The sequence below is a fragment of the Herbaspirillum sp. C7C2 genome, from assembly GCF_022627865.1.
Taxonomy (GTDB): domain Bacteria; phylum Pseudomonadota; class Gammaproteobacteria; order Burkholderiales; family Burkholderiaceae_D; genus Herbaspirillum; species Herbaspirillum frisingense.
In genome coordinates this window covers 332,842-357,644 of the sequence record NZ_JABXGI010000001.1, presented here as the reverse complement: position 1 = coordinate 357,644, position 24,803 = coordinate 332,842, and the positions used below count along the sequence as shown (strand labels likewise).

Genomic DNA, 24,803 nt, shown 5'->3' with positions numbered 1-24,803 from the left:
AAGCCAGACACGAGAGGGCCCACAAGGCCCTCTTTTCATCTGATCCGGAGATTTGTCATGCCGCGCACCAAACTGATCCATGGCTCGCCCGATGAAATCGAGGCCGCCTACTACGACGCCCTCGCCCGCGCCGACCTGGAGGCGCTGATGGACCTGTGGGCCGATGACGAGGAAATCGTCTGCATCCACCCCGGCGCACAACGCCTGGTGGGCCACGCAGATATCCGCGCCGTGTGGGAAGACATCCTCTCCAACGGCGGCCTGCATATCCGGCCACGCCAGCTGCACGTGTCGCAGAACATGATGACCTCGGTGCACAGCGTGGTGGAAGAAATCGATCACGGCGGCGAAGGCCCGCCCGATGTGCACGTCATCGCCACCAATGTCTACCTCAAGACCGCGCTGGGCTGGCGCCTGGTGATGCACCACGCCTCGGTCGCCCCGGGCGCAGCGCCGGTGGAAGCCGTCGTCAGCGCAGCCATGCTGCACTGAGTGTGGCCGTTTTCCGTTTTCTATCCTCCACAGGCAGCATCGAACACGAGCAAGGCCGCATCATGCTTTACATCCCGCCCCGCTGGCTCCCCGGCGGTCATCTGCAGACCATCTATCCCTCGGCCTTCCTGCCCAAGCCGGCCGTGCGCTACCGGCGCGAGCGCTGGGAAGCGCCGGATGGCGACTTCGTCGATATCGATTTCGTCGACGGCCAGCCGGGACGTCCGCTGCTGGTGCTGTTCCACGGGCTGGAAGGCTCCTCCGACAGCCACTACAGCCGCGCCTTGATGGCCGAGGTGCAACGGCGCGGCTGGCATGGGGCGATTCCGCATTTTCGCGGGTGTTCCGGCGAGATCAACCTGGCGCCGCGTTTCTATCATTCCGGCGACACGGCGGAACTGGACTGGATCATCCGCCGCATGAAACTGCGTCAGCAGGACCTGGCCGCGACCCATCTGTATGCCTGCGGGGTCTCGCTGGGCGCCAATGCACTGCTGCGCTGGCTGGGGGAATCACAGCACCAGGCCGAGATCGTCGATGCTGCCTGCGCGGTGTCGGCGCCGCTGGACCTGGCGGGTGGCGGCGCGGCACTGGCGTCGGGTTTCAACCGGCTCTATACCTGGGTTTTCCTGCGCACCATGCGGCCCAAGTGCCTGGCCAAGCTGGACCAGTTCCCGGGCCTGTTTGATCGCGAAGCGCTGCTGTCGGCCCGCGACCTGTACGCCTTCGACAACATCGTCACCGCCCCCCTGCACGGCTACCGCAACACCGAGGATTACTGGGACCGCGCCAGCGCCAAGCACATCCTCAACGACATCAGCGTGCCCACGCTGGTCTTGAATGCGCAGAATGATCCCTTCCTGCCGGCGCGCCACCTGCCCCGCTCGGCGGCGCCGGAAGTGGTGCTGGAATACCCGGAGCAAGGCGGCCATGTCGGCTTTGCCGCCGGCGGCCCGCCCGGCAACCTGGCGTGGCTGCCGCGCCGCTTGCTGCATTTCCTGGAGGGCAAGTCGGAGAGCGCCTTCCCGGCCCCTACGGAGCTGGCCCATGGATGAGATCGTGCAGCAGGCCATGGCCCGCTGGCCCAACGTGCCACACTGCTTCGGCTGGCTGCGGCTGGATGCGCGAGGCGGCTGGCGCATGCGCGACGAGCGCGCGCAACAACTGGACTTGCCGGGCGACCTGATCCGCCACCCTGCCCTGCTGGCCTTCATCGACCGCAATTACGCCAGCGATGCGGCCGGCCGCTGGTATTTCCAGAACGGGCCGCAGCGGGTCTATGTGGATCTGGAATGGATGCCGCACATCCTGCGCACCCAGCCGGACGCACAGGGCAACCTGTCACTGGTGCTGCATACGGGGATCGCAGTCGATGTGGCGACAGCCGCCTGGATGGATGAAGCCGGGCGGCTCTATCTGCATGCCGGTGAGCTGATTGCCGGCGTCGATGATCGCGACCTGGCGCATCTGTTGCCCTGCCTGCAGGTGGACGATGCGGATGAGGATGCCCTGCTGCGCTGGCTGGAAGGAGTCGACGAGGCCACGCCCCGCTTCAAGCTGGGTGAGCAATCACTCCCGTTGCAGCGCATCGCTACCAGCCAGCTGGAAAAGATCTTCAGCTTCGTCAGCCGCCCGCGCCAGGACTAGGGCCGTGTGTCGCGGCTAGCCACGCTCCTTCATGTCTTTCTGTTCATCTTTCCAGCGCGCCTTCCATTCACGCTCGCGCGCGTCGATCTGCGACTGGTCGTAGAAGGTCGCATCGGGCGCCTTGCGCGCAATGCCCAACTGATCGATGGCCGCCAGCAGGCTGCCATTGAGCGCATACGATTCAGCCAGCGCCATGTGCTGCAAGGCCTGCTTGCCCTGGGCCGCGTAGACCTTGGCCAGCAACTGCTGGACCTGGGCATCGGCACGGTAGAGCTGGGCCTGATCGCGCAGGTAGGCCACGGCCACGTCGTAGCGTCGGGCGGCGATCAGGGCATCGGCATACTGGCGCGCGATGGTGCGTGAAATCGGAAACTGCTGGCGCAGGCTGTCGGCCAGTTGCAGCGCCTGCGGGGCCTGCTTGCGGGCGATCTTGATATCGATGTCGAGGCTGCCGAACATGATGCCGGTCTTCATCGGGATGGCAGCTTCCTGGGCTTCCTTCAAGGCTGTCTCGGCCTGGTCGAAGCGGTTCTGGCGGTAGTAGGTGTAGGCCAGCCCGTACTTGGCGGCGGCAGTCTGCAACTTGGTGTTCTGCTTGGCCTGGTCGGTGAATTTCTGCACATTGTCGCGCAAGCCCTGCACGCTGTCGTTCTGCAGCACCTGGGTGCGCGCCCGCACCAGCTGGAATTCGGGATTGTCCACACGCTGCTTGTAGCGCTGGTCGCGGATGCGGGCCTCGATGTCGGCGATACGGTCGGTGGTCAACGGGTGCGTCATCAGGTAAGGCGGCACGGCGTCGGTGTAGTTGCGCGAGGCCGCCTGCAGACGACCGAAGAAGGTGACCATGCCGGAAGGATCGAAGCCGCCATCACGCATGATCTGCAGGCCGATGCGGTCGGCCTCGCGCTCGGCGTCGCGGCTGAAGTTGAGCTGGCGCTGCACGGCCAGGCCGGTACCGCCCATCATGGTGGCCATCGCCGCATCGCCCCCGGCCTTGGACACTCCGGCCAATGCGCCCAGCACGATGGCGGCCAGCTGGATCATCGAGTTCTGCTTCTGCTGGCCCAGCATGCGGGCAATATGGCGCTGCGCCACGTGACCGATTTCGTGCGACATCACGCCGGCCAGTTCGGACTCCGATTGCGCGGCCAGCACCAGCCCGCTATTGACACCGATGAAGCCGCCCGGCAGCGCGAAGGCGTTCAGCATGGGGTCGCGCACCATGAAGAACTGGAAATCGAAACCGGCTTCGCCTCTCACCTCGGGGTGGATGGAGACCAGGTTCTGGCCGAAGTTGTTGAGGTATTCCGAAATCGGGCCGTCGTCGACATAGTCGCGGTCGGTCCGGATGTCACGCATGATTTCCTCACCCAGCTTGCGCTCCATCAGCGGCGAAAGACCTTCGCGTTCGGTATCACCCAGCGTGGGCAAGCCCTGGGCCACGCCCGGATGGGGTAGCAGGGTCAAGGGCGCCGCCGGCAGCAGCATCAAGGCCGCACTCAGATAGCGGGCCAGCAGCCGGCGCGCGGGGAGACGGAAACGGCGGGACACATCGGAAACGGTGGGTGGCATGGACGACATCGGTAACGGTCAGGGCTGGCGTGGAAGTCGGAGCAGCGCGGGCTGCGGGCTGGCTGCTATGATACCCGCTCCTTTCCCTCCATTTCACCTAGAGCGAATCAGCATGAACACATCCGGCGAACACGCGCCCAACGGCGGCCTCACTCACTTCGACCAGGGCGGACAGGCGCACATGGTCGATGTCGGCGGCAAGCACGAGACCCACCGGGTGGCGCTGGCAACTGGCGTGATCCGCATGCAGCCGGCCACGCTGACCATCATCGAGGCCGGCACGGCCAAGAAGGGCGATGTCCTGGGCATCGCCCGCATCGCCGCCATCATGGCGGCCAAGCGCACCGGCGACCTGATCCCCCTTTGCCATCCACTGGCACTGACGCATGTCTCGGTGGAGTTCGAGACCGACGCCGGCAGCGCTTCCGTGCGTTGCACCGCGCGCGTGGAAACCTTCGGCAAGACCGGTGTGGAAATGGAGGCATTGACCGCCGTGCAGGTGGGCCTGCTGACGGTCTACGACATGTGCAAGGCGGTCGACAAGACCATGGTCATGACTGACATCTGCGTGACCGAAAAGCGCGGCGGCAAGAGCGATATCACGATGGCGAGGCCCTGAAGCGCCACGGCTCCCCGAAATGAAAAACGCGCCTGACGGCGCGTTTTTTCTTGGCTTGTCAGACCAGGCAGCGGATCAACCGCGGCAGTTGGCCGGTGCGTACTTGGCCGGCAGGGAGCCGGCGGCAAAGCCGGTGTTGGCAGTGGCACCTTCCGGCGTGGCGGCCTGCTTCACATCCTTGGCGGCGCACTGCCACTGGATGGTGCCGGAGCTGATGGTCGGGGTCAGCGTGAGCGTACCGCCCTCACCCACGCGTGCGCTGTAGGTGATGGTGATGACGCCGCCCACGCCGCGCTTTTCCATCGGCGAGACGTCGATCTTGCTCACGTTGTCGGTGGGCGTGAAGGTCGGCAGACCCAGTTGCGCCACGGTGAAGACGCCGTTGTTGGAGCTGATCTGTTCGGTCACGGCCAGCTTGTACGGCTCGGCCAGGTTGAAGCCTTCGGCCACGCGCGCGCGGGCGATGTAGTCCTGGTATTGCGAAGCGCCCAGCATGGCGAGAATGCCGATGATGGCCAGCGTGACCATCAGTTCAAGCAGGGTAAAGCCGCGTTGGGCGCGACGGGAGACGACTGGTTTCATGGATTCCTCGTGAAGGTGATAAGGGCGCTTCCAGTATCGGCAGCGTTGGCAATGCCGACTAGCGAATAAATTGTGAAACTAACAGTTTTGAAGCGGACCGGCGCTGACCTGCGTCAATCGCCACCGGGGCCATCCCGGGTCCGTCCCGGGGCCAGATGGGCCTAGGCCTGCTTCCTGCGCTTGAGCGTGAGACCGGTCAGCACCACTCCGATGGCGCCCACCAGGCCGGGCAGGCTCAAATGCACGGCGGCGCCGGGCAAGACGAATTCGGTATCGGCGATGAAATCCCGCAGCCAGGACTGCACGGCGCTGTCGCTGAAGATCATGCCACCGGCGATGTAGCCCAGGAGAGCCGCGCCCAGGGTGACGATCACCGGGAATTTTTCCATCAGCTTCAATACCAGCGTGCTGCCCCAGACGACGATGGGAATGCTGACCACGATGCCGAACACCACCAGCAGCAACTGGTGCTCGCCGGCCGCCTGCTCAGCGGCGCTGGCGATGGCGATCACGTTGTCCACGCTCATCACCAGGTCGGCCACGATCACGGTCTTGACGGCGCCCCACAGGCGGTCACTGCCGTTGACGTCGGTGTGTTCGTCATCCTCGTTGAGCAGCTTGATGCCAATCCACAGCAACAGGACGCCGCCCAGCAGCTTCAGGAAGGGCAGTTGCAACATGGTGACGGCAAAGGCGATCAGGGCGATGCGGATGCCAATCGCGCCCACGGTACCCCAGACAATGCCCTTCATGCGCAGATTGTCCGGCAGATTGCGGCAGGCCAGCGCGATCACGATGGCATTGTCGCCACCGAGCAGGATGTCGATCAGGATGATCTGCGCGACCGCGACCCAGTTCAGGTTGGCCAGGAATTCCATGCTTGTCCTTTGCGAAAACGTGTCCGCCAGAGAAAGCGGCGTATGGCAGGATGACCACGGTCACCGAGCTTAGTGCCGTCACAGCCTTCTGTGCTAGCTCTGGTCGATGCGCGCCCGTCCTCACGACAGACTTCGCGCCTTCCATAAAACGACATGGGGAGCCGGAGCTCCCCATGCTGGTATTGCGTGTACTACAGGTCTGGCTGAGCTTGCCTTTCGCCCGCCTCCGAGGAGACCGGCGAAATGCGGCCGGCAATCTTACAGCACCGACTTCAGCAGGCGACCCATTTCCGACGGGTTGCGGGTGACCTTGATGCCGCACTCTTCCATGATGGCCAGCTTGGCTTCGGCGGTATCAGCACCACCGGAGATCAGGGCACCTGCGTGGCCCATGCGCTTGCCCGGGGGCGCGGTCACGCCGGCGATGAAGCCGACCACCGGCTTCTTCATGTTGTCCTTGATCCAGCGCGCAGCGTTGGCTTCGTCAGGACCACCGATTTCACCGATCATGATGACGGCGTCGGTGTCCGGATCGTCGTTGAAGGCCTTCATGACGTCGATGTGCTTCAGACCGTTGATCGGGTCGCCACCGATACCGACGGCGGAGGACTGGCCCAGGCCCAGGGCGGTCAGCTGACCCACGGCTTCATAGGTCAGGGTGCCGGAGCGGGAAACCACACCGATACGACCCTTCTTGTGGATGTGACCCGGCATGATGCCGATCTTGATTTCGTCCGGGGTGATCAGGCCGGGGCAGTTCGGGCCCAGCAGCAGGGTCTTGGAACCGGCCTTGGCCATGCGGTCCTTCAGGGCCAGCATGTCACGCACGGGGATGCCTTCGGTGATGCAGATGGCCAGGTCCAGGTCGGCTTCGACGGCTTCCCAGATGGCGGCGGCAGCGCCGGCGGGCGGCACGTAGATCACCGACACGGTGGCGCCGGTGGCGTTCTTGGCTTCGGTGACGTTGGCATAGATGGGGATGCCTTCGAAGTCTTCACCAGCCTTCTTCGGGTTCACGCCGGCGACGAAGGCATTCTTGCCATTCGCGTAGTCGCGGCACATGCGGGTGTGGAACTGACCGGTCTTGCCGGTGATACCTTGGGTGATGACCTTGGTGTCTTTGTTGATGAGGATCGACATTTCTCTTCCTTGACTGTGATGCCTGCGCCGCTGGCGGCGCCCGGTGCTGCAATTGCTCGCAGCCGGCGGCTCGCGCCGCGCAGGCTTTCGTGTTGGGTTACTTACTTGGCAGCTGCCACGACCTTTTGTGCGGCTTCTTCCATGGAGTCGGCCGAGATGATCGGCAGACCGGAATCGGCCAACAGCTTCTTGCCCAGGTCTTCGTTGGTGCCCTTCATGCGGACCACCAGAGGCACCTTCAGCGAGACAGCCTTGGAAGCAGCGATGACGCCTTCGGCGATCACGTCACAGCGCATGATGCCGCCGAAGATGTTGACCAGGATGGCCTTCAGTTCGGGGTTCTTCAGCATGATCTTGAAGGCTTCGGTGACCTTCTCGGTGGTGGCACCGCCGCCCACGTCCAGGAAGTTGGCCGGCTCGCCGCCGAACAGCTTGATGGTGTCCATGGTGGCCATGGCCAGGCCGGCGCCGTTGACCAGGCAGCCGATGTTGCCGTCCAGGGAGATGTAGGCCAGGTCGAACTTGGAGGCTTCGACTTCTGCCGGATCTTCTTCGTCCAGGTCGCGGTAGGCGACGATTTCCGGGTGACGGTACAGGGCGTTGGAGTCGAAGTTGAACTTGGCGTCCAGAGCGATGACCTTGCCGTCGCCGGTCAGGATCAGGGGGTTGATTTCAGCCAGGGAAGCGTCGGTTTCCCAGTAAGCCTTGTACAGGCCTTGCAGGTTCTTGCGGGCTTCCGGGATGGAAGCGGCCGGCACGCCGATCTTGGCGGCCACGTCGTCGGCTTGCGCGTCGGTCAGGCCATCGATCGGGTCGATGATGACGTTGTGGATCTTTTCCGGGTTGCTGTGGGCAACTTCTTCGATGTCCATGCCACCTTCGCTGGAGGCCATCAGCACGACCTTTTGCGAAACGCGGTCGGTCACCAGGGAAACGTACAGTTCCTTCTTGATGTCGGCGCCTTCTTCGATCAGCAGGCGACGCACCTTCTGGCCTTCAGGACCGGTCTGGTGGGTGATCAGTTGCATGCCCATGATCTGGTTGGCGTATTCCTTGACCTGTTCGATCGACTTGGCCACCTTCACGCCGCCGCCCTTGCCGCGACCGCCTGCATGGATCTGGGCCTTGACGACCCACACCGGGCCGCCCAGCTTCTGGGCTGCCGCTTCGACTTCGTCGACCGACATGCAAGGAATGCCGCGCGGCACGGTTACGCCGAACTGGCGCAGGATTTCTTTACCCTGATACTCATGGATTTTCATGGGAGCTTCCCTTTAGACACTGAATGAATAAAACTTGCCGGATTGAAATTCGGTAGCCGGCAGCATGCCGGCCGACGAGAAAGCAGACAGCAACCCGCAGGCGGGTGTCACATCCGGAGACGGACGGAGACGGGCGCAGGCGTGAGCTGCGCGGGTTGCTAGTGAATTCGTAGAATTGGGCATGTGCATGCCGTCTGCTTTAGTTGGTCTGATATTCGAAACGCGCCAGCTTGCGCCGAAGCGTCCGCATTATCCATTCCTGCTGCTACATGGGCCTTGCATCGTTGCGCCGTTTTGACAAACCGGCAACACGCGATATCTCCTCAGGCTTGCGCGCCGCAGCAAAAACTTCCGAATTCTAGCACAGGCCGGCCGGGCTGTTAGCCGGTAGCGCTAACAGAAGACCGAAAGGGATAGCTTTTCCATATGGCGGGACAGATGGCTGCCATCTGCGCAAGCTGCTGGAAGAAGATAGGGACAAGGGGAACGCAACTGCGGTGGTGAATGGCTGGCCGGGAATGCCCAGGATGCGAGTGCGCACCGGATGCGAGCGCAGGGCGACACCCTCTCGGGCTCAGCGCATCAAGAGACCCAGTTGTCCCCGCTCACGACGATTCCTCCTCGTCGCTCCACGCGGTCTGCAAGGCTTCGCGGATACTGCGGTGGGAAAAACCGCGTTGCTGCAGGAAGCGCATCTGTTTGGCGCGTGTCTCTGCATCGGGAGGGGGCGCACTGAATTTGCGGCGCAAGACCTGCGCGGCGCGCCCGCCCTCTCCTGCTGCCAGGTCGGCCTTCAACTCGGCGATGGCTTCCCCTTCAATGCCGTGTCCATGCAACTCGGAAAAGATGCGCTGGTTGCCATAACGGGCCGAGCGGCGATGCACCAGCGATTCGGAAAATCGTTCTTGGGAAAGGAAACGGGACTGCTCCAGCCACTGCAGGAGCGCGTCGATGTCATCACCCTCTTGCGCGTAAGGGGCAAGCTTACGCGCAAGTTCCAGGCGACTATGCTCACGTGAAGAGAGATATTTGAGCGCCCGTGCTTTCAGGCTGATCGGCGGTCTGGGCATGACGTTCGACTACACGGGCGATGTGACGGTGAAGAACACGAAGAAAAAACGATGGAACCGTATTGCATTGAAACGAGGCAGCAACAGAACGATGCGGCCGGTACTTCAGCTCCACTCCCGGCCGGACCGGCGCCGGGGGCGAAGCGGGACAGGCACCACCGTGACCTCAAGGCTCAGGCAAACCCTGCCGCCATGGTGGTACGTGAAGACCTTGGGATCAGGAGGCTGGTGCCTCGGCGGTGCCACCTGCCAGTTCAGGCACGCCCAGTGCGACGCGGACCTTGTTCTCGATCTCGCGCGACAGTTCCGGGTGTTCCTTCAGATAGTTACGGGCGTTGTCCTTGCCCTGGCCGATGCGCTCGCCGTTGTAGCTGTACCAGGCGCCGGACTTCTCCACGACCTTGTGCTCGGAGCCCAGATCCAGGATTTCGCCTTCGCGGGAAGTGCCTTCGCCATACAGGATGTCGAAGTGAGCTTCGCGGAACGGAGGTGCAACCTTGTTCTTGACGACCTTGACCTTGGTTTCGCTGCCGATGACTTCGTCACCGGACTTGATGGAGCCGGTACGACGGATGTCCAGGCGCACCGAGGCGTAGAACTTCAGCGCATTGCCACCGGTGGTGGTTTCGGGATTACCGAACATGACGCCGATCTTCATGCGGATCTGGTTGATGAAGATGACAGTAGTATTGGTGCGGTTGATGCTGCCGGTCAGCTTGCGCAGGGCTTGCGACATCAGACGGGCCTGCAGGCCGGGCAGGGAGTCGCCCATGTCGCCTTCGATTTCGGCCTTGGGCGTCAGCGCTGCCACGGAGTCCACCACGATCAGGTCGACCGCACCGGAGCGCACCAGGGCGTCGGTGATTTCCAGGGCCTGTTCGCCGGTGTCCGGCTGCGAGATCAGCAGGTCGTTCAGGTTCACGCCCAGCTTTTGCGCATAGGTGACGTCCAGTGCGTGCTCGGCGTCGATGAAGGCGCAGGTGCCGCCCAGCTTCTGCATCTCGGCGATCGATTGCAGGGTCAGGGTGGTCTTGCCGGAGGACTCCGGACCGTAGATCTCGATGACGCGGCCACGTGGCAGGCCACCGATGCCCAGCGCGATGTCCAGGCCCAGGGAACCGGTGGAGACGGCCTGGATTTCCTCGGCGACGACGCCGTCTTCCATGCGCATCACCGAGCCCTTGCCAAACTGCTTTTCAATCTGTGCCAACGCGGCGGCCAGCGCCTTGCTCTTCTCAGAGTTGTTCGCAGCTTTTTTGTCGTCCATAAATCTCTCTCGGCAAAATGTCGTGAAGAAGGGGTTCAGGGGGGAGTCTTGCGGTCTTGCTGATGTTGCCCGGAGGCAGAGGATGATGACCGCCCCGATAGAGCGACACTGTATAAAAAAACAGTGCTTCGTGCAAGCGTTTTTGTGTGCATCAGACACAAACGCTATCAGGCAACGATAATCGGCGGCCGAAAACCACAATTATAAGAGAGCTGACCCTTGAGGAAGTCCAAATTCAAAGAGGAATGATGCATGGAAGGAAAAAAAACGGCACACTCGCGAGTTGGTAGGAATAATTCGTCAGCTATGCGTCAATGAACGCGTACAGCAAGTCATCTCGCCAGTTATTGCATCGCAGCAACATCAGCTCATCCGGTGTAGCCTGCCGCAATCAAGACCGATAGATCGTTAGACAGACAGTTCTCATGAGTTTAGTGCCCTTCAGCCATATCAGCGCCCTGCGCTGCCTGGTCATCGACGACATGCCGACGATGCGCCAGAACATCCGCATGCACCTCGGGCAGCTCGGGGTGACCAAGGTGGACCAGGCCGCCACGCCGGATGAGGCTATCCGTTTCGTGCAGTCCGGCACGTATGACCTGATCATCTGCGACTACAACCTGAACAAGGAAAGCAACGGCCAGCAGCTGCTGGAGTTCTTCCGCACCCAGAACATGCTCTCGCCGACCTGCATGTTCATCATGGTCACCGCCGAGAGCGGCTACAACCTTGTGGCCAGCGCCGCCGAGTTCCAGCCGGATGCCTACATGCTCAAGCCGCTGACGGCCAGCCGCATCGCCGAGCGCGTGGACCGCCTGCTGGAAAAGCAGCACGCCATGCTGCCGGTGACCGAGAAGATGAAGCGCAAGGACATCTCCGGTGCCATCCTGGAATGCGACAACGTCCTCAAGGCAGCGCCCAAGTGGATCGTGGAAATCATGAAGACCAAGGGCACGCTGCTCATCGAGCAGCGCCGCATCGACGAAGCCCGCGAAGTCTACAAGCAGGCACTGGCCATGCGCGACGACCTGGTGTGGGCCAAGATCGGACTTGCCCGTTGCAACATCGTGGCTGGCCAGATGGATGACGCCCGCATCATCGTGGAAGAGGTGCTGGCGCAGAACAAGCAGTTCATCGCCGCCTACGACCTGCTGGCGCAGATCGACGAGGCACAGGGCAATCAGGAAGGTGCACTGGAAGCGCTCACCAAGTCGTCCGAAATCATCCCTTCGGCGCGCCGCAGTCGCCTGGTGGGTGATGTGGCCTACCGCAGCGGCCACCTGGACCAGGCACGCGAAGCCTATGACAGGGTACTCAAGCACACCAAGGGTTCGCTGACGGCACAGCCCACCGACCTGCTGTCGCTGGCGCAGGTGCACGTCGACAGTGGCGACCCCGACGCCGCGCTGCGCCTGCTGGAGGCCGCACCGCGCCGCTACGAGGAATCCAACATCTTCGTCTCGGCGCAGGCCGCTGTCCAGGCGCAGGCCTACGTGCAGCTGGGCGACTCGATCTCGGCCCAGCAGGCGTTCGAGACCGCACGCCAGGCTGCCGCCAAGGAGTCGTCCGACACCACTACATTGGCGCTGGCCAAGGCCGCCTTCTCGATGGGCAAGGACGAGGAAGGCGCCAAGTTGATCGCCGAGGCCATCAAGTCCGATCACGAAAACACAACCCTCCAGATGCTGGCACGCAAGGTGCTTGCCGATACTGGCCGGGCCGGTCTGGCCGAAGAGCTGATCGACGGTGCCGTCAAGCATTGCATGAGCATCATCGCCGAAGCCAACGCCCTCATGCGCAGCGCCAAGCCGGACGAATCGCTGGCCAAGCTGGAAGAGGCGCTGGCCAGCATGCCCGAGAACACCGGCGTGCTGCTGGCCTCGGCGCAGCTGCATCTGCTGTGGATGAGCCAGCGCGGCTGGAATGAAGAATACGTCAAGCGCGTGCGCCGTTACCTGGCCACGCTGGATCGCCTTATCCCGGGCAACGATAGAGTCGCGAAGATGCACAAGTTCCTGCGCGATACCCTGAGCAAAGTAGCCCCGAAGAGCTGACCATGGACCCCAAGCTTGCCGCGATCATCATTCACGACATCAAAAACTCCCTGGGCGTGCTGGAGGGGGAATTGCGCCGCCTGTCGGACGACGTGCCACGCGCCCAGCAGGCCCATGTCACCTGCCTGGCCCTGCAGGAAAAGCTGATCGCCTTCCTGACGCTGTACAAGGCTGATTCGCAAGGCCTGCGCGCGCAGGTCGAAGCAGTCTCGCCGCTGGATTTCCTGGAGGCACTGGCGCGCGAGCAGGCGGTCAGCCGCAGCAGCGAGATCGCCCTGACCGTGGACGAGAGCGATATGCCGGTCATCGGTTTCTTCGACGAACACCTGGTGGCCCTGGCGCTGGAAGCAGCCCTGCAGAATGCCGGGCGTTTTGCCCGCACCCGCATTGTGCTCGGCTGTCGCAAGCATCCGGAAGGCGGGGTGATCTTCACGGTACGCGACGACGGCCCCGGCATCGGCACCCAGGAAAAGAAGCCCTCGACCGGCCTGGGCATGGACCTGTGCAATGCGATTGCCACCGCCCACAACAAGGAGACGCGCCACGGGGAGGCGCGCCTGTCCAATCATCCGGACGGCGGCGCGCTGTTCGAGCTGTGCCTGCCCTGAAACGGGTCGGCAAGGGCGCGATCGACTGATCGCCCCATGGCGCCAGCGTCACATACGCAAAGCGCATATCCAAGTGTGAAAATAGTCGTTCTGTCACCCGGGCTTCGTGCTTAGAGTGCTGGTTTGTCGCGCCGCTACGCGGGTATGGCCCCATCCGGGTCGTTCACAGGCGGCGTCGCCCTTCCCTATCTCACGAGAACGAATCCATGCGACGAAGACATTTTCTCGGCCTGGCACCGGCCGCGCTCGGCCTGGGTGCGCTGCTGCAGCCGAATGCTCAGGCCCAGAACGATAACAAGACCATCCGCATCGGCTACCAGAAGTCATCCACCCTGCTGACCATCATCAAGGCCAATGGCACACTGGAAAAGCGTCTCGGACCGTCCGGCGCGAAGATCAGCTGGCACGAGTTCACCAGTGGCCTGCCGCTGCTGGAAGCGCTCAATGTCGGCGGTATCGACCTCAGTGCGGACGTTGCCGATACGGTTCCCGTATTCGCCCAGGCGGCCGGGGCCAAGCTGGCCTATGTGGCACAGGAGTCACCCTCGCCATCGGCCCAGGCCATCGTCGTGCGTGTCGATTCGCCGCTGCGCCAGGTGAGCGAACTCAAGGGCAAGAAGATTGCGGTGACCAAGGCTGCCGGCGTGCACTATCTGCTGATCGCCAGCCTGGAAAAGGCGGGCCTGAAATTCAGCGATGTCGATGCCGCCTATCTGTCGCCAGCCGATGGGCGCGCTGCATTCGAACGTGGCAGCGCCGATGCCTGGGTGACCTGGGATCCCTTCCTGGCGGGTGTGCAGCGGCAGTCGCAGGTGCGCATTCTGGCCGATGGGCGCGGCGTGGCAGACTATCAGCGTTACTACCTGGCCTCCGCCAGCTTTGCCCAGGCGCGTCCGGATGTCCTCCAGGTAGTGTTCGATGAATTGAAGAAGGCAGGGATACAAGCCAAGCAACAGCCCGACCAGACGGCTGCCTTCCTGGCGCCGCTCTGGGGGCTCGATGCACAGACCATCGCCCTGGCCAACAGCCGGCGCAGCTATGAGGTGCGCGCCATCAGGCTGGATGCATTGGGCGAACAGCAACGTATCGCCGATACCTTCTTCGCCGCCGGCCTGCTACCCAGAAAGGTCAATACCAGCGATGTCGCGATCTGGACACCGGGGCAAGGCTAACCATGGACGGCCTGGATCGCGTCACCCTTCTGCTGCTGGCTTTTCTGGTTGTGGTGGCGCTGCTGTTTCCGCTTTCTGAAGGACGTGCCCACCGGCGCGAAAAGCACAGGCAGGATAGCCGGGATGAATGAAACGAGCGCCGCTGATGCGGTGCTTTTTTTGCGCAAGGCAAGGATGGGATGTCGGTACGAAACAGCGCAAGACGGGAAACAGCGTCTTTGCGGAACACTTCCTGAAAAACGACTGGCGTGGAATGCACAAAAAAAACCGCCGGCAAAAGCCGGCGGTAAAACGGACTGGCGACGCTCATCCACTAACCGCCGCCTTCCGCGCCAAACTGATACTTCAAACTGATACTTGCTACATGAACTTCATGGACTGTCGTGCCGCGATCACCCCGACACCGGGTCCAGTTGCTGGATACCTGCCAGCACCCAGCCACCCTGGCCGGCAGCCGGCTTGGACAGGTTCCAGATTTCGGCGAACTGGGCAGGCGAAGCAGTCGGATCTTCCTTGATGAAACCGAAGAACTTGACGCTGGCCAGGTAATCATTGCCCACGGTCTCCACGCCCAGCACTTCAGCATCCAGCGAGACCACATCGGTCTGGTTGGATGCAGCGCCGCGTTCCTGGATCTGCAGACGCAGCTCGGCGAACATTTCGGGCGTGGTGAATTCACGGATGTCGTTGATGTCGGCCTTGTCCCATGCCGCTTGCAGGCGGATGAAATAGGTCTTGGCATTGCGCACGAAACCCACCGTGTCGAAGCCCGCCGGGACGCCGTAGGCCGGGACCGCTTCGGCATTGCCGAAACCGCCACCGAAACCACCTTGCGGTGCAGCTGCAGGTGCTTCGCCGGTCTTCAACATCGAGCCGATCTGGGGCGTGGCCGAGCCATTGTCAGAGGCTTGCGGCGCCGCACCAGCCCAGGCCGGCGTCGGCTGCGAAGCTTCCTGCTTGCGACGGAACAGACGGATCACGAACATGATCGCCAGGGCGATCAGGGCCACGGTCAGGATGGTGCTGATCATGCTGGCCAGGGCGCCACCCAGGCCGAAGTGCGACAGCAGTGCGCCCAGGCCCAGGCCCAGCAGCGCGCCACCCAACAGGCCCTTCCACATGCTCGGCTTGGCTGCGGCAGCAGCCGGTGCGGCGGCAGGCGCGGCCGGCTTGGCGGCAGCGGCCTGGTTCTGTTGCATCGGGGCAGTGCTCTGCGCCTGACGGCTGGCGCTGGAGGACTGTTTGCCGATCGAGCCGCCACCGCCAAGACGCTTGGCTTCGACGGTCGAAATGCCAACAGACAGCGTCATCACCGCCACTATCAGCGCGACAAATGCTTTTTTCATGCTTTCTCCTAGAGGATTCTGATGATGTGATGCGGTCACATCGGCCGTAATTCGTAAAACTGGTGAGGTACCCTGGCTGGTTCAGCGCCAGCGCAGGCAGGCGGGCGCAGGTCGCGAACGCGCATGTCACTGCAGTCGCAGCACGCGTGGCCTCAGGGGTTCAAGGGCAATTCCGCGGGCGCGGCAGGACAGTCGCGCTAGGCGACGGGATCAGGCCCGGGGAGGACGTCCTGCGCGGGGCAGGAAGGGAGGTTGCATGGCGGCATCGCTACGCAGAGCGGGCGCCAGACGGGAAGTTTGCGGCACGACGGCCAGCGACTGGATCAGCACGGGTTCGTCGCCGATGCCCGCGTGCGTGGAAAAATCTTCACCGCTGTCGGCATAACCGGCACCGTCATCGTCATTGACGGCGGCGTCGGCCACCACGGCGTGCGACTGGTCGTCGGTAGCGGCATGGTCAGCCAGGGAAACGGTCTTGGCAGCAAGATGCTGCACCGCCACGGTGGCGTGTGCCGGAACCGGGACGGAGAAATCGGTTGCGGCCATCGAGCTGGCGTACGTCACCACCGCTGCAAAAACTTGCACCGGTAACAGACAGATCAGCAGAAGGACCCACAAACGTTTCATCAGATTTTCCAGCAAATGATGCGAGAAATTATATCAACAAAAATTGCGCTGGCAGCAAGTAAATGTTGCCGGCCTCGATACTATAAGGCCAAAGCGTCATAGTTCAATGCGCTATCCCGGAATTGTTACATTTCATGCGATCGGTGCATCAAGCTGCCCGGTTTATCAGGATTTCCCTGATTTGCATTGGCAATTGAATTAGTGGAATATGAAGGAAAATTACCATAACAATTCAACCATCCGAGACAAATCAGCCGAGTCCGACTCGCTGACCGATTCCTATGCGCATCCTCCTTGCTGAAGACGACAGCGTACTGGCCGACGGTCTGACCCGGTCCCTGCGCCATTCCGGCTATGCCGCCGATTGTGTCAAGAATGGCGTGGAAGCCGATTCGGCCCTGTCGACCCAGGACTTCGATCTGCTGATCCTGGACCTGGGCCTGCCCAAGATGTCCGGCCTGGAAGTGTTGCGCCGCCTGCGCGCGCGCAATTCGCGCCTGCCGGTGCTGATCCTGACAGCCGCCGATTCCGTCGAGCAACGTGTGCAGGGCCTGGACCTGGGCGCAGACGACTATATGGCCAAGCCCTTTGCCCTGTCGGAGCTGGAAGCCCGGGTGCGCGCACTGACCCGGCGCGGCGCCGGTGGCGGCCCCACCGTGATCAAGCACGGCCCGCTGTCCTTCGACCAGGTCGGTCGCATTGCCTATATCGGTGAGCAGATGCTGGAATTATCGGCGCGGGAACTGGGACTTCTGGAAGTATTATTGCAACGCACGGGTCGCCTGGTCTCCAAGGAACAACTGGTGGACCACCTGTGCGAATGGGGAGAGGAAGTCAGCAACAATGCCATCGAGGTCTATGTCCATCGTCTGCGCAAGAAAATCGAGGTCGGCGGCGTGCGTATCGCTACCGTGCGCGGGCTGGGCTATTGCCTGGAAAAACTCCCCGAAGCCGGTACCGCACCACTGGTGGCATCCAACAGCGTGGCCTGAGCCGGCGCCCTCCCCCTCACACATCGCACGCGCGCCTGCGCTGATCCGTCATGACAGCGCGTGATCCCTCTTCCGCAGCGTCCCCCACGCCCGAGCCGCAGACGCACCCCGAAGCCCAGCCCGGCCAGACACCCCGCAAGAAGCGGCGCGCCGCCCTCGCCACGCAACCGGTGGAGCGCATCCAGCGCTCGCTGTTCGGTGAAATCCTCGACTGGATGCTGGCCCCGCTACTGCTGCTGTGGCCGATGAGCATCGCCATCACTTACCTGATCGCCCAATCGATCGCCAACCAGCCCTTCGACCGCGCCCTGGAAGACAGTGTCACCGTGCTCGCCCAGCAGGTCTCCGAAGTCAACGGCAAGGTCGTCGCGCGCCTTCCGGTCTCGGCCCGCGACCTGCTGCGCGCCGACGACATCGACAACATCTACTACAAGGTCACCGGCCCCAACGGCGAATATGTGGAAGGCGACGTCGACATGCCGCAGCCGCCGGCGGAAGAAGATCGCAGCACTATCGGCACCGTGCAGTTCCGCAACGACATCCTGCACGGCAGCGATGTGCGCATCGCCATGCTGCAGGTGGACCTGCGTCGTAGTCCGGCCCAGCGCGCCGCTCAGCGCGAGCCGCGACTGGCCACGGTCCAGGTCGGCGAGACCCTGGAAAAGCGCGCCCAGCTGGCCAACGAAATCATCAAGGGCGTGATCCTGCCGCAGTTCGTGATCCTGCCGGTCGCACTGGCGCTGGTGTGGTTCGCACTCTCGCGTGGCCTGTCGCCTCTGTCCGAATTGCAGCAGCGCATCCGCGCGCGCCGGCCGGATGACCTTTCACCCATCGACTCCGGCCAGGTGCCCGAGGAAATCTCGCCCCTGGTCCGGTCGCTCAACGACATGCTGGCGCGCCTGTCGCAGACCATCGCCATCCAGAAGCGCTTCATCGCCGACGCCGCCCATCAGATGAAGACCCCGCTGGCCGGCATGCGCATGCAATCCGAACTGGCCCTGCGCCAGGATGATCAGGTGGACGTGCGCCGCTCGCTGGAACAACTGGCCAAGAGTTCGGAAACCGCCACCCGCCTGGTCAACCAGCTGCTGTCGCTGGCCCGCGCCGAGAACCAGCAATCGCAGTCCGGCGGCATGGCCGCACTGGAATTGAACGAACTGGCCCGCAGCGTGGTGCAGGAGTGGGTGCCGATGTCCTTCACCCAGCGCATCGACCTGGGTTTCGAGCAGCCCAACCATCCCATCATGATCACCGGCAACGCCATCATGCTGCGCGAGCTCTTGTCCAACCTGCTGGACAATGCCCTGCATTACACGCCGCATGACGGCAGCGGCCGCGTCACCGTGCGCGCCCGCACCGACGAAGGGGGCGGCCTGGCCATCCTGGAAGTGGAAGACAACGGCCCCGGCATCCCCGCCGCCGAGCGCGCCAACGTGTTCGAGCGCTTCTATCGCATCCTCGGCACACCCAGCACCGGCAGCGGCCTGGGCCTGGCCATCGTGCGCGAGATCGCCCAGCAGCACGATGCCGCCGTCGAGATCACCCACAACCCGCGCAGCACCGATCCCAAACAACCGGGCAGCCTGTTCCGCGTGAGCTTTCGCATGATGCCCAATACGCCTTTCCTAGACGACATCACCTGACATGGACCACGGCTCCCCTCCCCTCGACCCCGGCAACCAATGGCACCGCACGCGCCGCATGACCGGATGGCTGCTCGCGCTGTGGTTCCTGGCCACGTTCTTCTTCATCTACTTCGCCCGCGAACTGGACCAGGTACACCTGTTCGGCTGGCCGATCTCCTTCTACATGGCGGCGCAAGGCATGATGCTGATCTACCTGGCCATCGTCGTCATCTACGTACGGCGCATGCGGCGCATCGAACAACTGGTCAGACGTGAACAAGGCGAGCCCTGGCATGGAGAGTAACAAGGACTTCTTCCGGCGCCTTTGCCGCTACTACGGTTTCTACACGCTGGGCTTCATCGCCTTCCTGTGCGTGCTGGCCATCCTGGAACGCGAAGGCATGCCACGTTCCTGGATCGGCTACCTGTTCCTGTTCGTCACCATCGGTCTGTATGCCGGCATCGGCGTGGTCTGCCGCACCTCCGACGTGCCCGAATACTATGTGGCCGGACGGCGCGTGCCACCCCTCTTCAATGGCATGGCCACCGCCGCCGACTGGATCTCGGCCGCCACCTTCATCAGCCTGGCCGGCGGCCTCTACCTGCAGGGCTTCGACGGCCTGGCCTACATCCTCGGCTGGACCGGGGGCTATTGCCTGGTGGCGCTGCTGATCGCGCCCTACCTGCGCAAATTCGGCCAGTACACCATCGCCGACTTCCTCGCTGCGCGTTATCCCGGCCGCGCCGGCAGCCATGGCGTCAACTTCATCCGCATTCTCGCGGTGGCGGCCACTATCCTCATCTCCTTTACCTATGTGGTGGCGCAGATCTATGGCGTGGGCCTGATCACATCACGCTTCACCGGCATCGATTTTTCCATCGGCATCTTCCTCGGGCTGGCCAGCATCCTGGTGTGCTCCTTCCTGGGCGGCATGCGTGCCATCACCTGGACCCAGGTGGCGCAATACATCATCATCCTGTTCGCCTACCTGATCCCGGTGATCTGGCTCTCCGCCAAGCACGCCACGGTGCCGGTGCCGCCGGTGGCCTACGGCACGGTGCTGCCCAAGCTCAGCGCCATGGAACACAAGCTGGAAGACGACCCCAAGGAAAAGGAAGTCCGCCAGATCTTCCAGGCCCGCGCCGACGACTACGAACGGCGGCTGCGCAACCTGCCGCAATCCTGGCTCGATGGCCGGGTGGAAGCGCAGAACCAGGCCGACCAGATCCGCCGTGATGTGCACGCGTCCCTTGCCGACATCAAGGCCGCCAGTCGCACGCTGTCGGCCTACCCAAAGTCGCCCGAGGAAGCCGAACGCAAATGGACCGAAGCCCGCGCCGCCAACCTGGCCCGGGCGCAACCGCCGGTCTCGCAGACCGAACCCTTCCCCGGGCGCGACAAGCAGAGCTCCGACATCAAGCGCAACAATTTCCTGGCGCTGGTGTTCTGCCTGATGCTCGGCACGGCGGCACTGCCGCACATTCTCATGCGCTACTACACCACGCCCACCGTGGCCGGTGCGCGCAGTTCGGTCTTCTGGACCCTGTTCTTCATCATGCTGATCTACCTCACCGTACCCGCCCTGACGGTGCTGGTGAAGTACGACATCTACACCTCACTGGTGGGCAGCAGCTACAGCCACCTGCCGGACTGGGTCTATTACTGGGGCAACATGGACAAACTCAATCCACTGCTCTCCATCAATGACCTGAACCGCGACGGGCTGGTGCAACTGGGCGAGATCTCCATGGATGGCGACATCATCGTGCTAGCCATGCCCGAGATCGCCGGCCTGCCCTATTTCGTGTCCGGCCTGGTGGCTGCAGGTGGCCTGGCGGCGGCGCTGTCGACCGCCGACGGCCTGTTGCTGACCATCTCCAATGCGCTCTCGCACGATGTCTATTACAAGGTGGTCGACCCCAGTGCGTCGACCCAGAAGCGGGTGACCATTTCCAAGCTGCTGCTACTGGTGGTGGCGCTGCTGGCAGCCTACGCGGCCTCGCTCAAGCCGGGCGATATCCTGTCGATGGTGGGCGCAGCGTTTTCGCTGGCCGCCTCGACGCTGTTCCCGGCACTGGTATTGGGGGTGTTCTGGAAACGCGCCAACCAGGCCGGCGCGATTGCCGGCATCGTGTGCGGCTTCCTGATGTGCGTGTACTACATGCTGCACACCAACCCGTCATTCGGCGGCAGTGCAGCCGGACAGTGGTTCCACATCGCACCGATCTCGGCGGGCATCTTTGGCGTGCCGGTGGGCATGGCGGCCATGGTCATCGTCAGCCTGCTCACGCCGCCACCGGATGAGGCCACCATCGCGCTGATCGACCATATCCGCACGCCCTGAGCGCGGAGTATCACCTCAGATCGACAGCTGCAGCCCTCGCGCCTCTTCGCCCGGCATGACGGTCACCGCCACCTGCATGGTCTGCTGGCCGCCGCCGATGAGGACACCACGCAGCGGCGAGATATCCAGGAAATCGCGGCCCCAGCCCAGCGTGATATGGCTGGTATCGGGGAAGACGCCATTGGTCGGATCGGCATCGACCCAGCTGCCCTCGCCCCCTGCGGGGTCGGGGCAATACACCGACACCCAGGCATGCGAAGCATCGGCGCCGATCAGGCGTGGCTGCCCCGGTGGCGGTTCGGTCAGCAGATAGCCGCTGACATAGCGCGCCGCCAGGCCGATGGAGCGCAGACAGGACAGCATCAGGTGCGCAAAGTCCTGGCAGACCCCGCGCCGGTTGACGAAGACCTCGGTCACCGGAGTGGAGACAGTGGTAGCAGTCGGATCGAACGCGAACTCTTCATGGATCCGCATCATCAGCGCACGCACCCCCTCCACCACCGACACACCCGGCACGAAGCACTCAGCCGCATACCGGATGAATTCACGCTTGATGCGCACGTGCGAGGATTCGAACAGGAAGTTGGATGCGTCCAGCATCCCCGGCGCCATCATCCGCCCGCCGTGATAGGCCATCAACATCGCCGCCTCGTCCCAGGCCATGCTCTCCTGCGGCTGGCCACGGGGTGTCAAGGCGACCCAGGAATCGGCCTGCACATCCAGGCTGGTGTGGTCCGTATCGAGGGAAAAGGCCTTGATGATATTGCCGAAATTGTCCGCATAGCTGCGCACCAGCTGCGGTGCCGGCAGCACGTTGACGGTATGCGACAGGCACTGCTGCCAGGGCAGTTCGCGTGGTGTCAGGTGCAGCACCTGATGCGACAGGCGCACCGGCAGCGCATAGCCGTAATGGGTCTGGTGGTGGATGCGATAGACCACGCGCTGGCTATCCGCACTCATCTCAGACCCCCTGGCTGACCGGTGCGGTCAGCGGCGTGAAGTAATGACGCGACAGGTCATCGGAGAGCATGTAGCCGCCGCTGACCGCATCGCGCATCAGTTGCACCAGGCGTGCATTGGCTTGCTCCATGTTGGGATGATCGTGGGCGAATTCGTTCAGGTTCATCGCCTCCAGCTGGCTGGACAGGTGCGTGGGGATGCTCATGCTGAGCAGGCCGAGCTGCTGGGCGATATCGCTGATGTATTGCTGCAGCATGCGGAACTGGTAGGCCATGCCATGCGGATTGCTGACATCGAACACCAGCAGGTGCAACACCGGCAGCCATTCCGGCGTGCGGCGATAGCGCACCCGATAGGTCACGATACTGCTGGCCGCCTCCAGCAGCCACGACAGCGCCGCCGTCTGGCGCTGCGGCGGCAACCGCAGGAAGTTGTCGAACAGCGCGGCCATGTTGGCCATGCGCTCGATGTGACGGCCCACCATCAGGAACTGCCAGCCGGCATCGCGCGTCATGTCGTCCAGCGCATGCCCGGCCAGTCCGGAACAGGCATCGATCACATTGCCCAGCACATGCTGGGCCGCAGCCGGGGTATGGATGCGTTCCTGCACCATGGCCGGCATCTTGGTCAGCGCATGCCAGTTGTCCAGCGAAAGATGTTCCCGCACCTGATAGGCGGCATTGGCCAGCTGTCGCAATTGCGTGGCCACGCTGACCGGCACCGACGGGTCGATCACCGCCGCCTGCAGGCTCTGCTGCAGGCCGGTGATGGTCGGTCGTGGTTCCGACTTGGGCATCTGCACGCCGAGCTGGCTGCAGATCCACGAGACGCTACCCAGCATGCCCCGGCTTTCGCTCTGGCCATCGAGGGTGTATTCCAGCGTGGTCCGCAACAGGCGCGAGAGATTCTTCACGCGCTCCGAATAGCGCCCCATCCAGAACAGGTTTTCACCAGAGTGCGACGACACATCGACCGTGCCCTTGATGACGGTAACGTTGTTGACACCCTGAACGACCTCCACAGCACTCGGCGCCCACTGCTCCGCCTCGCGCAACACCCACACATCCTTGCTGGTGCCCCCCTGCTGCATCGACACCACATCCCGCCGCTGGCGCGGCGCCACCCGGGTCAGGCCGCCCGGCATCACCTGGTAGCCGCCTTCGCCATCGGCCACTGCGAACACGCGCAGGCTGATGGTGCGGTTCATCAGGCGATAGTCACCGCTGCGCGACATCACCGGTGCCTGCGACAGGCGCACCCATTCCTGCGCCGCATAGGCGTGCGGCTGCAGTTGCAGGCTTTCGATCAGGCGCCGGCGCGCCGTGCCGGTAAGGGCATGGCCGAACACCGGCTGCATGCGCATCGAGGAAAACGCTGGCACGATCACCAGATCATCGAGATGCGCCAGTGTGTAATCCAGCGCAGGTTTTTCACCGCACCACCACGACGCCACCGAAGGCAGCATCAGCGGCTCGCCAAACAGCCGCTCGTTGATCGCCGGCAGGAAACCGTGCAGCGCGGTCGACTCCAGCACGCCGCTGCCCAGCGAATTGGCGATCACCACATTGCCCAGGCGCGCCGCCTGCGTCAGCCCCGGTACGCCCAACGCCGAATCGGCGCGCAACTCCAGCGGATCGCAGTAGTCGTCGTCCATGCGGCGCAGGATGGCATGCACGCGACGAAGGCCATTCAGGGTCTTCAGGAACACCTGCTCGCCACGCACCGTCAGGTCCACCCCTTCCACCAGCGGAAAGCCCAGCGTATGCGCCAGGAAGGCATGTTCGGAATAGGTTTCGTTGTAAGGGCCGGGGGTCAGCAGCACGATCAGCGGTACCTCGCCCTCGGACGGCGCCAGGCGCGTCAGCATCGCGCGCAGCGTATGGAAGTAGCGATGCGGCGACTCCACATGCATGTCGCGCAGCGCCTCCGGCATGGCACGCGCCATGATCTGGCGGTTCTGTAGCGCATACCCGGTGCCGGACGGTCCCTGGGTACGATCCGAGACCACCCACCAGGTACCGTCGGCCGAGCGTGCCAGGTCGATCGCATAGGCATGCAGATGCACGCCGCCCGGCGGCTGCCAGCCATGGCAGGGCATCAGGTAACCGTGCTGGCCGAACACCAGCGCCGGCGGCAACAAACCCTCGGCGATCAACGATTGCGGCCCGTAGATGTCGGACAGCAGGCCGTTCATCAGCCGCGCCCGCTGCGCTACGGCGCGCTCCAGGAAATCCCATTCCTCCGAGGACACCAGGTGTGGCAGCAGATCCAGCTCCCATGGGCGATTGGCGCCCTTGGGATCGGCATAGACGTTGTAGGTCACGCCATCGGAGGCGATGGCGTCACGCACCTCGTTGGCACGCCGGCGCAACATCTCCGGCGAGAGGTTTTCAAGCTGGTCGATCAGCGTTCGCCAGTGCGGGCGCAGGCGGCCGTCGGCCGCCAGCATCTCGTCGAAACGATCGCTGGCTACCGAATAGCTCTCCAGTAGACGCTGGTGCATAAGTCATTGGCGGCCAGGTTGCGCTGCGCGACGGCCTGCATC

General features: G+C 63.3%; 24 protein-coding genes. 13 read left to right on the top strand and 11 right to left on the bottom strand.

The genetic code is table 11. From position 1 onward, the window contains the following. Nucleotides 1-57 precede the first annotated feature (57 nt). The 3 genes from HWE04_RS01670 to HWE04_RS01660 all read left to right on the top strand — a co-directional run bounded on the left by HWE04_RS01670 (nucleotide 58) and on the right by HWE04_RS01660 (nucleotide 2,139). Nucleotides 58-492, top strand: coding sequence for a YybH family protein (locus tag HWE04_RS01670; RefSeq protein WP_077237408.1), 435 nt, complete (start codon nucleotides 58-60; stop codon nucleotides 490-492). A gap of 62 nt (nucleotides 493-554) precedes the next feature. Continuing rightward, nucleotides 555-1,547 carry a YheT family hydrolase gene (locus tag HWE04_RS01665; RefSeq protein ID WP_241811296.1) on the top strand — a complete coding sequence of 331 codons (993 nt, stop codon included), beginning with the start codon at nucleotides 555-557 and terminating at the stop codon, nucleotides 1,545-1,547. Further along, nucleotides 1,540-2,139, top strand: a complete 600-nt coding sequence (locus tag HWE04_RS01660; RefSeq protein WP_241811295.1) for a DUF2946 family protein — start codon at nucleotides 1,540-1,542, stop codon at nucleotides 2,137-2,139. Before HWE04_RS01665 ends, HWE04_RS01660 begins: the two co-directional genes overlap by 8 nt. A gap of 15 nt (nucleotides 2,140-2,154) precedes the next feature. Here the strand turns inward: HWE04_RS01660 and HWE04_RS01655 are convergent, their stop codons facing one another. Continuing rightward, nucleotides 2,155-3,711 carry a M48 family metalloprotease gene (locus tag HWE04_RS01655; protein WP_241811294.1) on the bottom strand — a complete coding sequence of 519 codons (1,557 nt, stop codon included), beginning with the start codon at nucleotides 3,709-3,711 and terminating at the stop codon, nucleotides 2,155-2,157. Nucleotides 3,712-3,823: 112 nt separating this feature from the next. Between HWE04_RS01655 and moaC the strand changes: the two genes are divergently transcribed. Then, nucleotides 3,824-4,330, top strand: a complete 507-nt coding sequence (gene moaC, locus HWE04_RS01650; protein ID WP_241811293.1) for a cyclic pyranopterin monophosphate synthase MoaC — start codon at nucleotides 3,824-3,826, stop codon at nucleotides 4,328-4,330. Nucleotides 4,331-4,405: 75 nt separating this feature from the next. On the opposite strand, the gene HWE04_RS01645 is transcribed toward moaC, so the two are convergent. From HWE04_RS01645 to recA, 6 genes are all read right to left on the bottom strand, one after another. Further along, nucleotides 4,406-4,912 (bottom strand): pilin, encoded by a 507-nt coding sequence (locus HWE04_RS01645; protein ID WP_006461747.1) that lies wholly within the window; start codon nucleotides 4,910-4,912, stop codon nucleotides 4,406-4,408. Nucleotides 4,913-5,073: 161 nt separating this feature from the next. Continuing rightward, nucleotides 5,074-5,790 (bottom strand): TerC family protein, encoded by a 717-nt coding sequence (locus tag HWE04_RS01640; protein WP_241811292.1) that lies wholly within the window; start codon nucleotides 5,788-5,790, stop codon nucleotides 5,074-5,076. A 258-nt stretch (nucleotides 5,791-6,048) separates the two neighbouring features. Next, on the bottom strand, nucleotides 6,049-6,930 hold the full coding sequence (gene sucD / locus HWE04_RS01635) for a succinate--CoA ligase subunit alpha (RefSeq protein ID WP_006461749.1): 882 nt from the start codon (nucleotides 6,928-6,930) through the stop codon (nucleotides 6,049-6,051). A 101-nt stretch (nucleotides 6,931-7,031) separates the two neighbouring features. After that, a complete protein-coding gene (sucC, locus tag HWE04_RS01630) occupies nucleotides 7,032-8,192 on the bottom strand; it encodes an ADP-forming succinate--CoA ligase subunit beta (RefSeq protein WP_006461750.1) in 1,161 nt (386 codons plus the stop codon). Nucleotides 8,193-8,797: 605 nt separating this feature from the next. Continuing rightward, the gene (recX, locus tag HWE04_RS01625; RefSeq protein ID WP_241811291.1) at nucleotides 8,798-9,262 is read right to left on the bottom strand and encodes a recombination regulator RecX; all 465 of its coding nucleotides are present in this window, start codon (nucleotides 9,260-9,262) and stop codon (nucleotides 8,798-8,800) included. A gap of 217 nt (nucleotides 9,263-9,479) precedes the next feature. Next, complete coding sequence (gene recA / locus HWE04_RS01620) at nucleotides 9,480-10,529, bottom strand: recombinase RecA (RefSeq protein ID WP_006461752.1); 1,050 nt, start codon at nucleotides 10,527-10,529, stop codon at nucleotides 9,480-9,482. A gap of 425 nt (nucleotides 10,530-10,954) precedes the next feature. On the opposite strand from recA, the gene HWE04_RS01615 reads away from it, so the two are divergent. The 5 genes from HWE04_RS01615 to HWE04_RS01600 all read left to right on the top strand — a co-directional run bounded on the left by HWE04_RS01615 (nucleotide 10,955) and on the right by HWE04_RS01600 (nucleotide 14,717). Next, nucleotides 10,955-12,583: a tetratricopeptide repeat-containing response regulator gene (locus tag HWE04_RS01615; protein ID WP_102661696.1), complete on the top strand. Its 1,629-nt coding sequence runs from the start codon at nucleotides 10,955-10,957 to the stop codon at nucleotides 12,581-12,583. Nucleotides 12,584-12,585: 2 nt separating this feature from the next. Then, entirely contained in the window at nucleotides 12,586-13,191 is a 606-nt protein-coding gene (locus HWE04_RS01610) for a sensor histidine kinase (protein WP_006461754.1), read from the top strand. A 206-nt stretch (nucleotides 13,192-13,397) separates the two neighbouring features. Beyond that, nucleotides 13,398-14,363, top strand: a complete 966-nt coding sequence (locus tag HWE04_RS01605) for an aliphatic sulfonate ABC transporter substrate-binding protein (protein WP_241811290.1) — start codon at nucleotides 13,398-13,400, stop codon at nucleotides 14,361-14,363. Between the two features lie 2 nt (nucleotides 14,364-14,365). Further along, nucleotides 14,366-14,494 (top strand): hypothetical protein, encoded by a 129-nt coding sequence (locus tag HWE04_RS24430; protein ID WP_274620001.1) that lies wholly within the window; start codon nucleotides 14,366-14,368, stop codon nucleotides 14,492-14,494. Continuing rightward, complete coding sequence (locus HWE04_RS01600; RefSeq protein ID WP_241811289.1) at nucleotides 14,487-14,717, top strand: hypothetical protein; 231 nt, start codon at nucleotides 14,487-14,489, stop codon at nucleotides 14,715-14,717. The genes HWE04_RS24430 and HWE04_RS01600 overlap by 8 nt, the downstream gene beginning before the upstream one ends. A 38-nt stretch (nucleotides 14,718-14,755) precedes the next feature. On the opposite strand, the gene HWE04_RS01595 is transcribed toward HWE04_RS01600, so the two are convergent. Together HWE04_RS01595 and HWE04_RS01590 are read right to left on the bottom strand one after the other, a co-directional pair. After that, entirely contained in the window at nucleotides 14,756-15,709 is a 954-nt protein-coding gene (locus tag HWE04_RS01595; protein ID WP_241811288.1) for a Tim44 domain-containing protein, read from the bottom strand. Between the two features lie 210 nt (nucleotides 15,710-15,919). After that, a complete protein-coding gene (locus HWE04_RS01590; RefSeq protein ID WP_241811287.1) occupies nucleotides 15,920-16,336 on the bottom strand; it encodes a hypothetical protein in 417 nt (138 codons plus the stop codon). A 281-nt stretch (nucleotides 16,337-16,617) separates the two neighbouring features. Here HWE04_RS01590 and HWE04_RS01585 point away from each other — a divergent pair, with 281 nt between their 5' ends. The 4 genes from HWE04_RS01585 to HWE04_RS01570 are packed head-to-tail and all read left to right on the top strand — an operon-like array spanning nucleotide 16,618 to nucleotide 21,298. Beyond that, nucleotides 16,618-17,328: a response regulator gene (locus HWE04_RS01585; protein ID WP_006461758.1), complete on the top strand. Its 711-nt coding sequence runs from the start codon at nucleotides 16,618-16,620 to the stop codon at nucleotides 17,326-17,328. Between the two features lie 50 nt (nucleotides 17,329-17,378). Next, nucleotides 17,379-18,971 (top strand): sensor histidine kinase, encoded by a 1,593-nt coding sequence (locus tag HWE04_RS01580; RefSeq protein ID WP_241811286.1) that lies wholly within the window; start codon nucleotides 17,379-17,381, stop codon nucleotides 18,969-18,971. 1 nt (nucleotide 18,972) lies between these two features. After that, a complete protein-coding gene (locus HWE04_RS01575; RefSeq protein ID WP_039874156.1) occupies nucleotides 18,973-19,257 on the top strand; it encodes a DUF4212 domain-containing protein in 285 nt (94 codons plus the stop codon). Then, nucleotides 19,247-21,298, top strand: coding sequence for a sodium:solute symporter family protein (locus tag HWE04_RS01570; protein ID WP_241811285.1), 2,052 nt, complete (start codon nucleotides 19,247-19,249; stop codon nucleotides 21,296-21,298). The genes HWE04_RS01575 and HWE04_RS01570 overlap by 11 nt, the downstream gene beginning before the upstream one ends. Nucleotides 21,299-21,313: 15 nt before the next feature. Here the strand turns inward: HWE04_RS01570 and HWE04_RS01565 are convergent, their stop codons facing one another. Continuing rightward, nucleotides 21,314-22,258, bottom strand: coding sequence for a transglutaminase family protein (locus tag HWE04_RS01565; RefSeq protein WP_006461764.1), 945 nt, complete (start codon nucleotides 22,256-22,258; stop codon nucleotides 21,314-21,316). Nucleotide 22,259: 1 nt separating this feature from the next. Next, nucleotides 22,260-24,761, bottom strand: a complete 2,502-nt coding sequence (locus HWE04_RS01560; RefSeq protein WP_077237417.1) for a circularly permuted type 2 ATP-grasp protein — start codon at nucleotides 24,759-24,761, stop codon at nucleotides 22,260-22,262. Nucleotides 24,762-24,803: the final 42 nt, after the last annotated feature.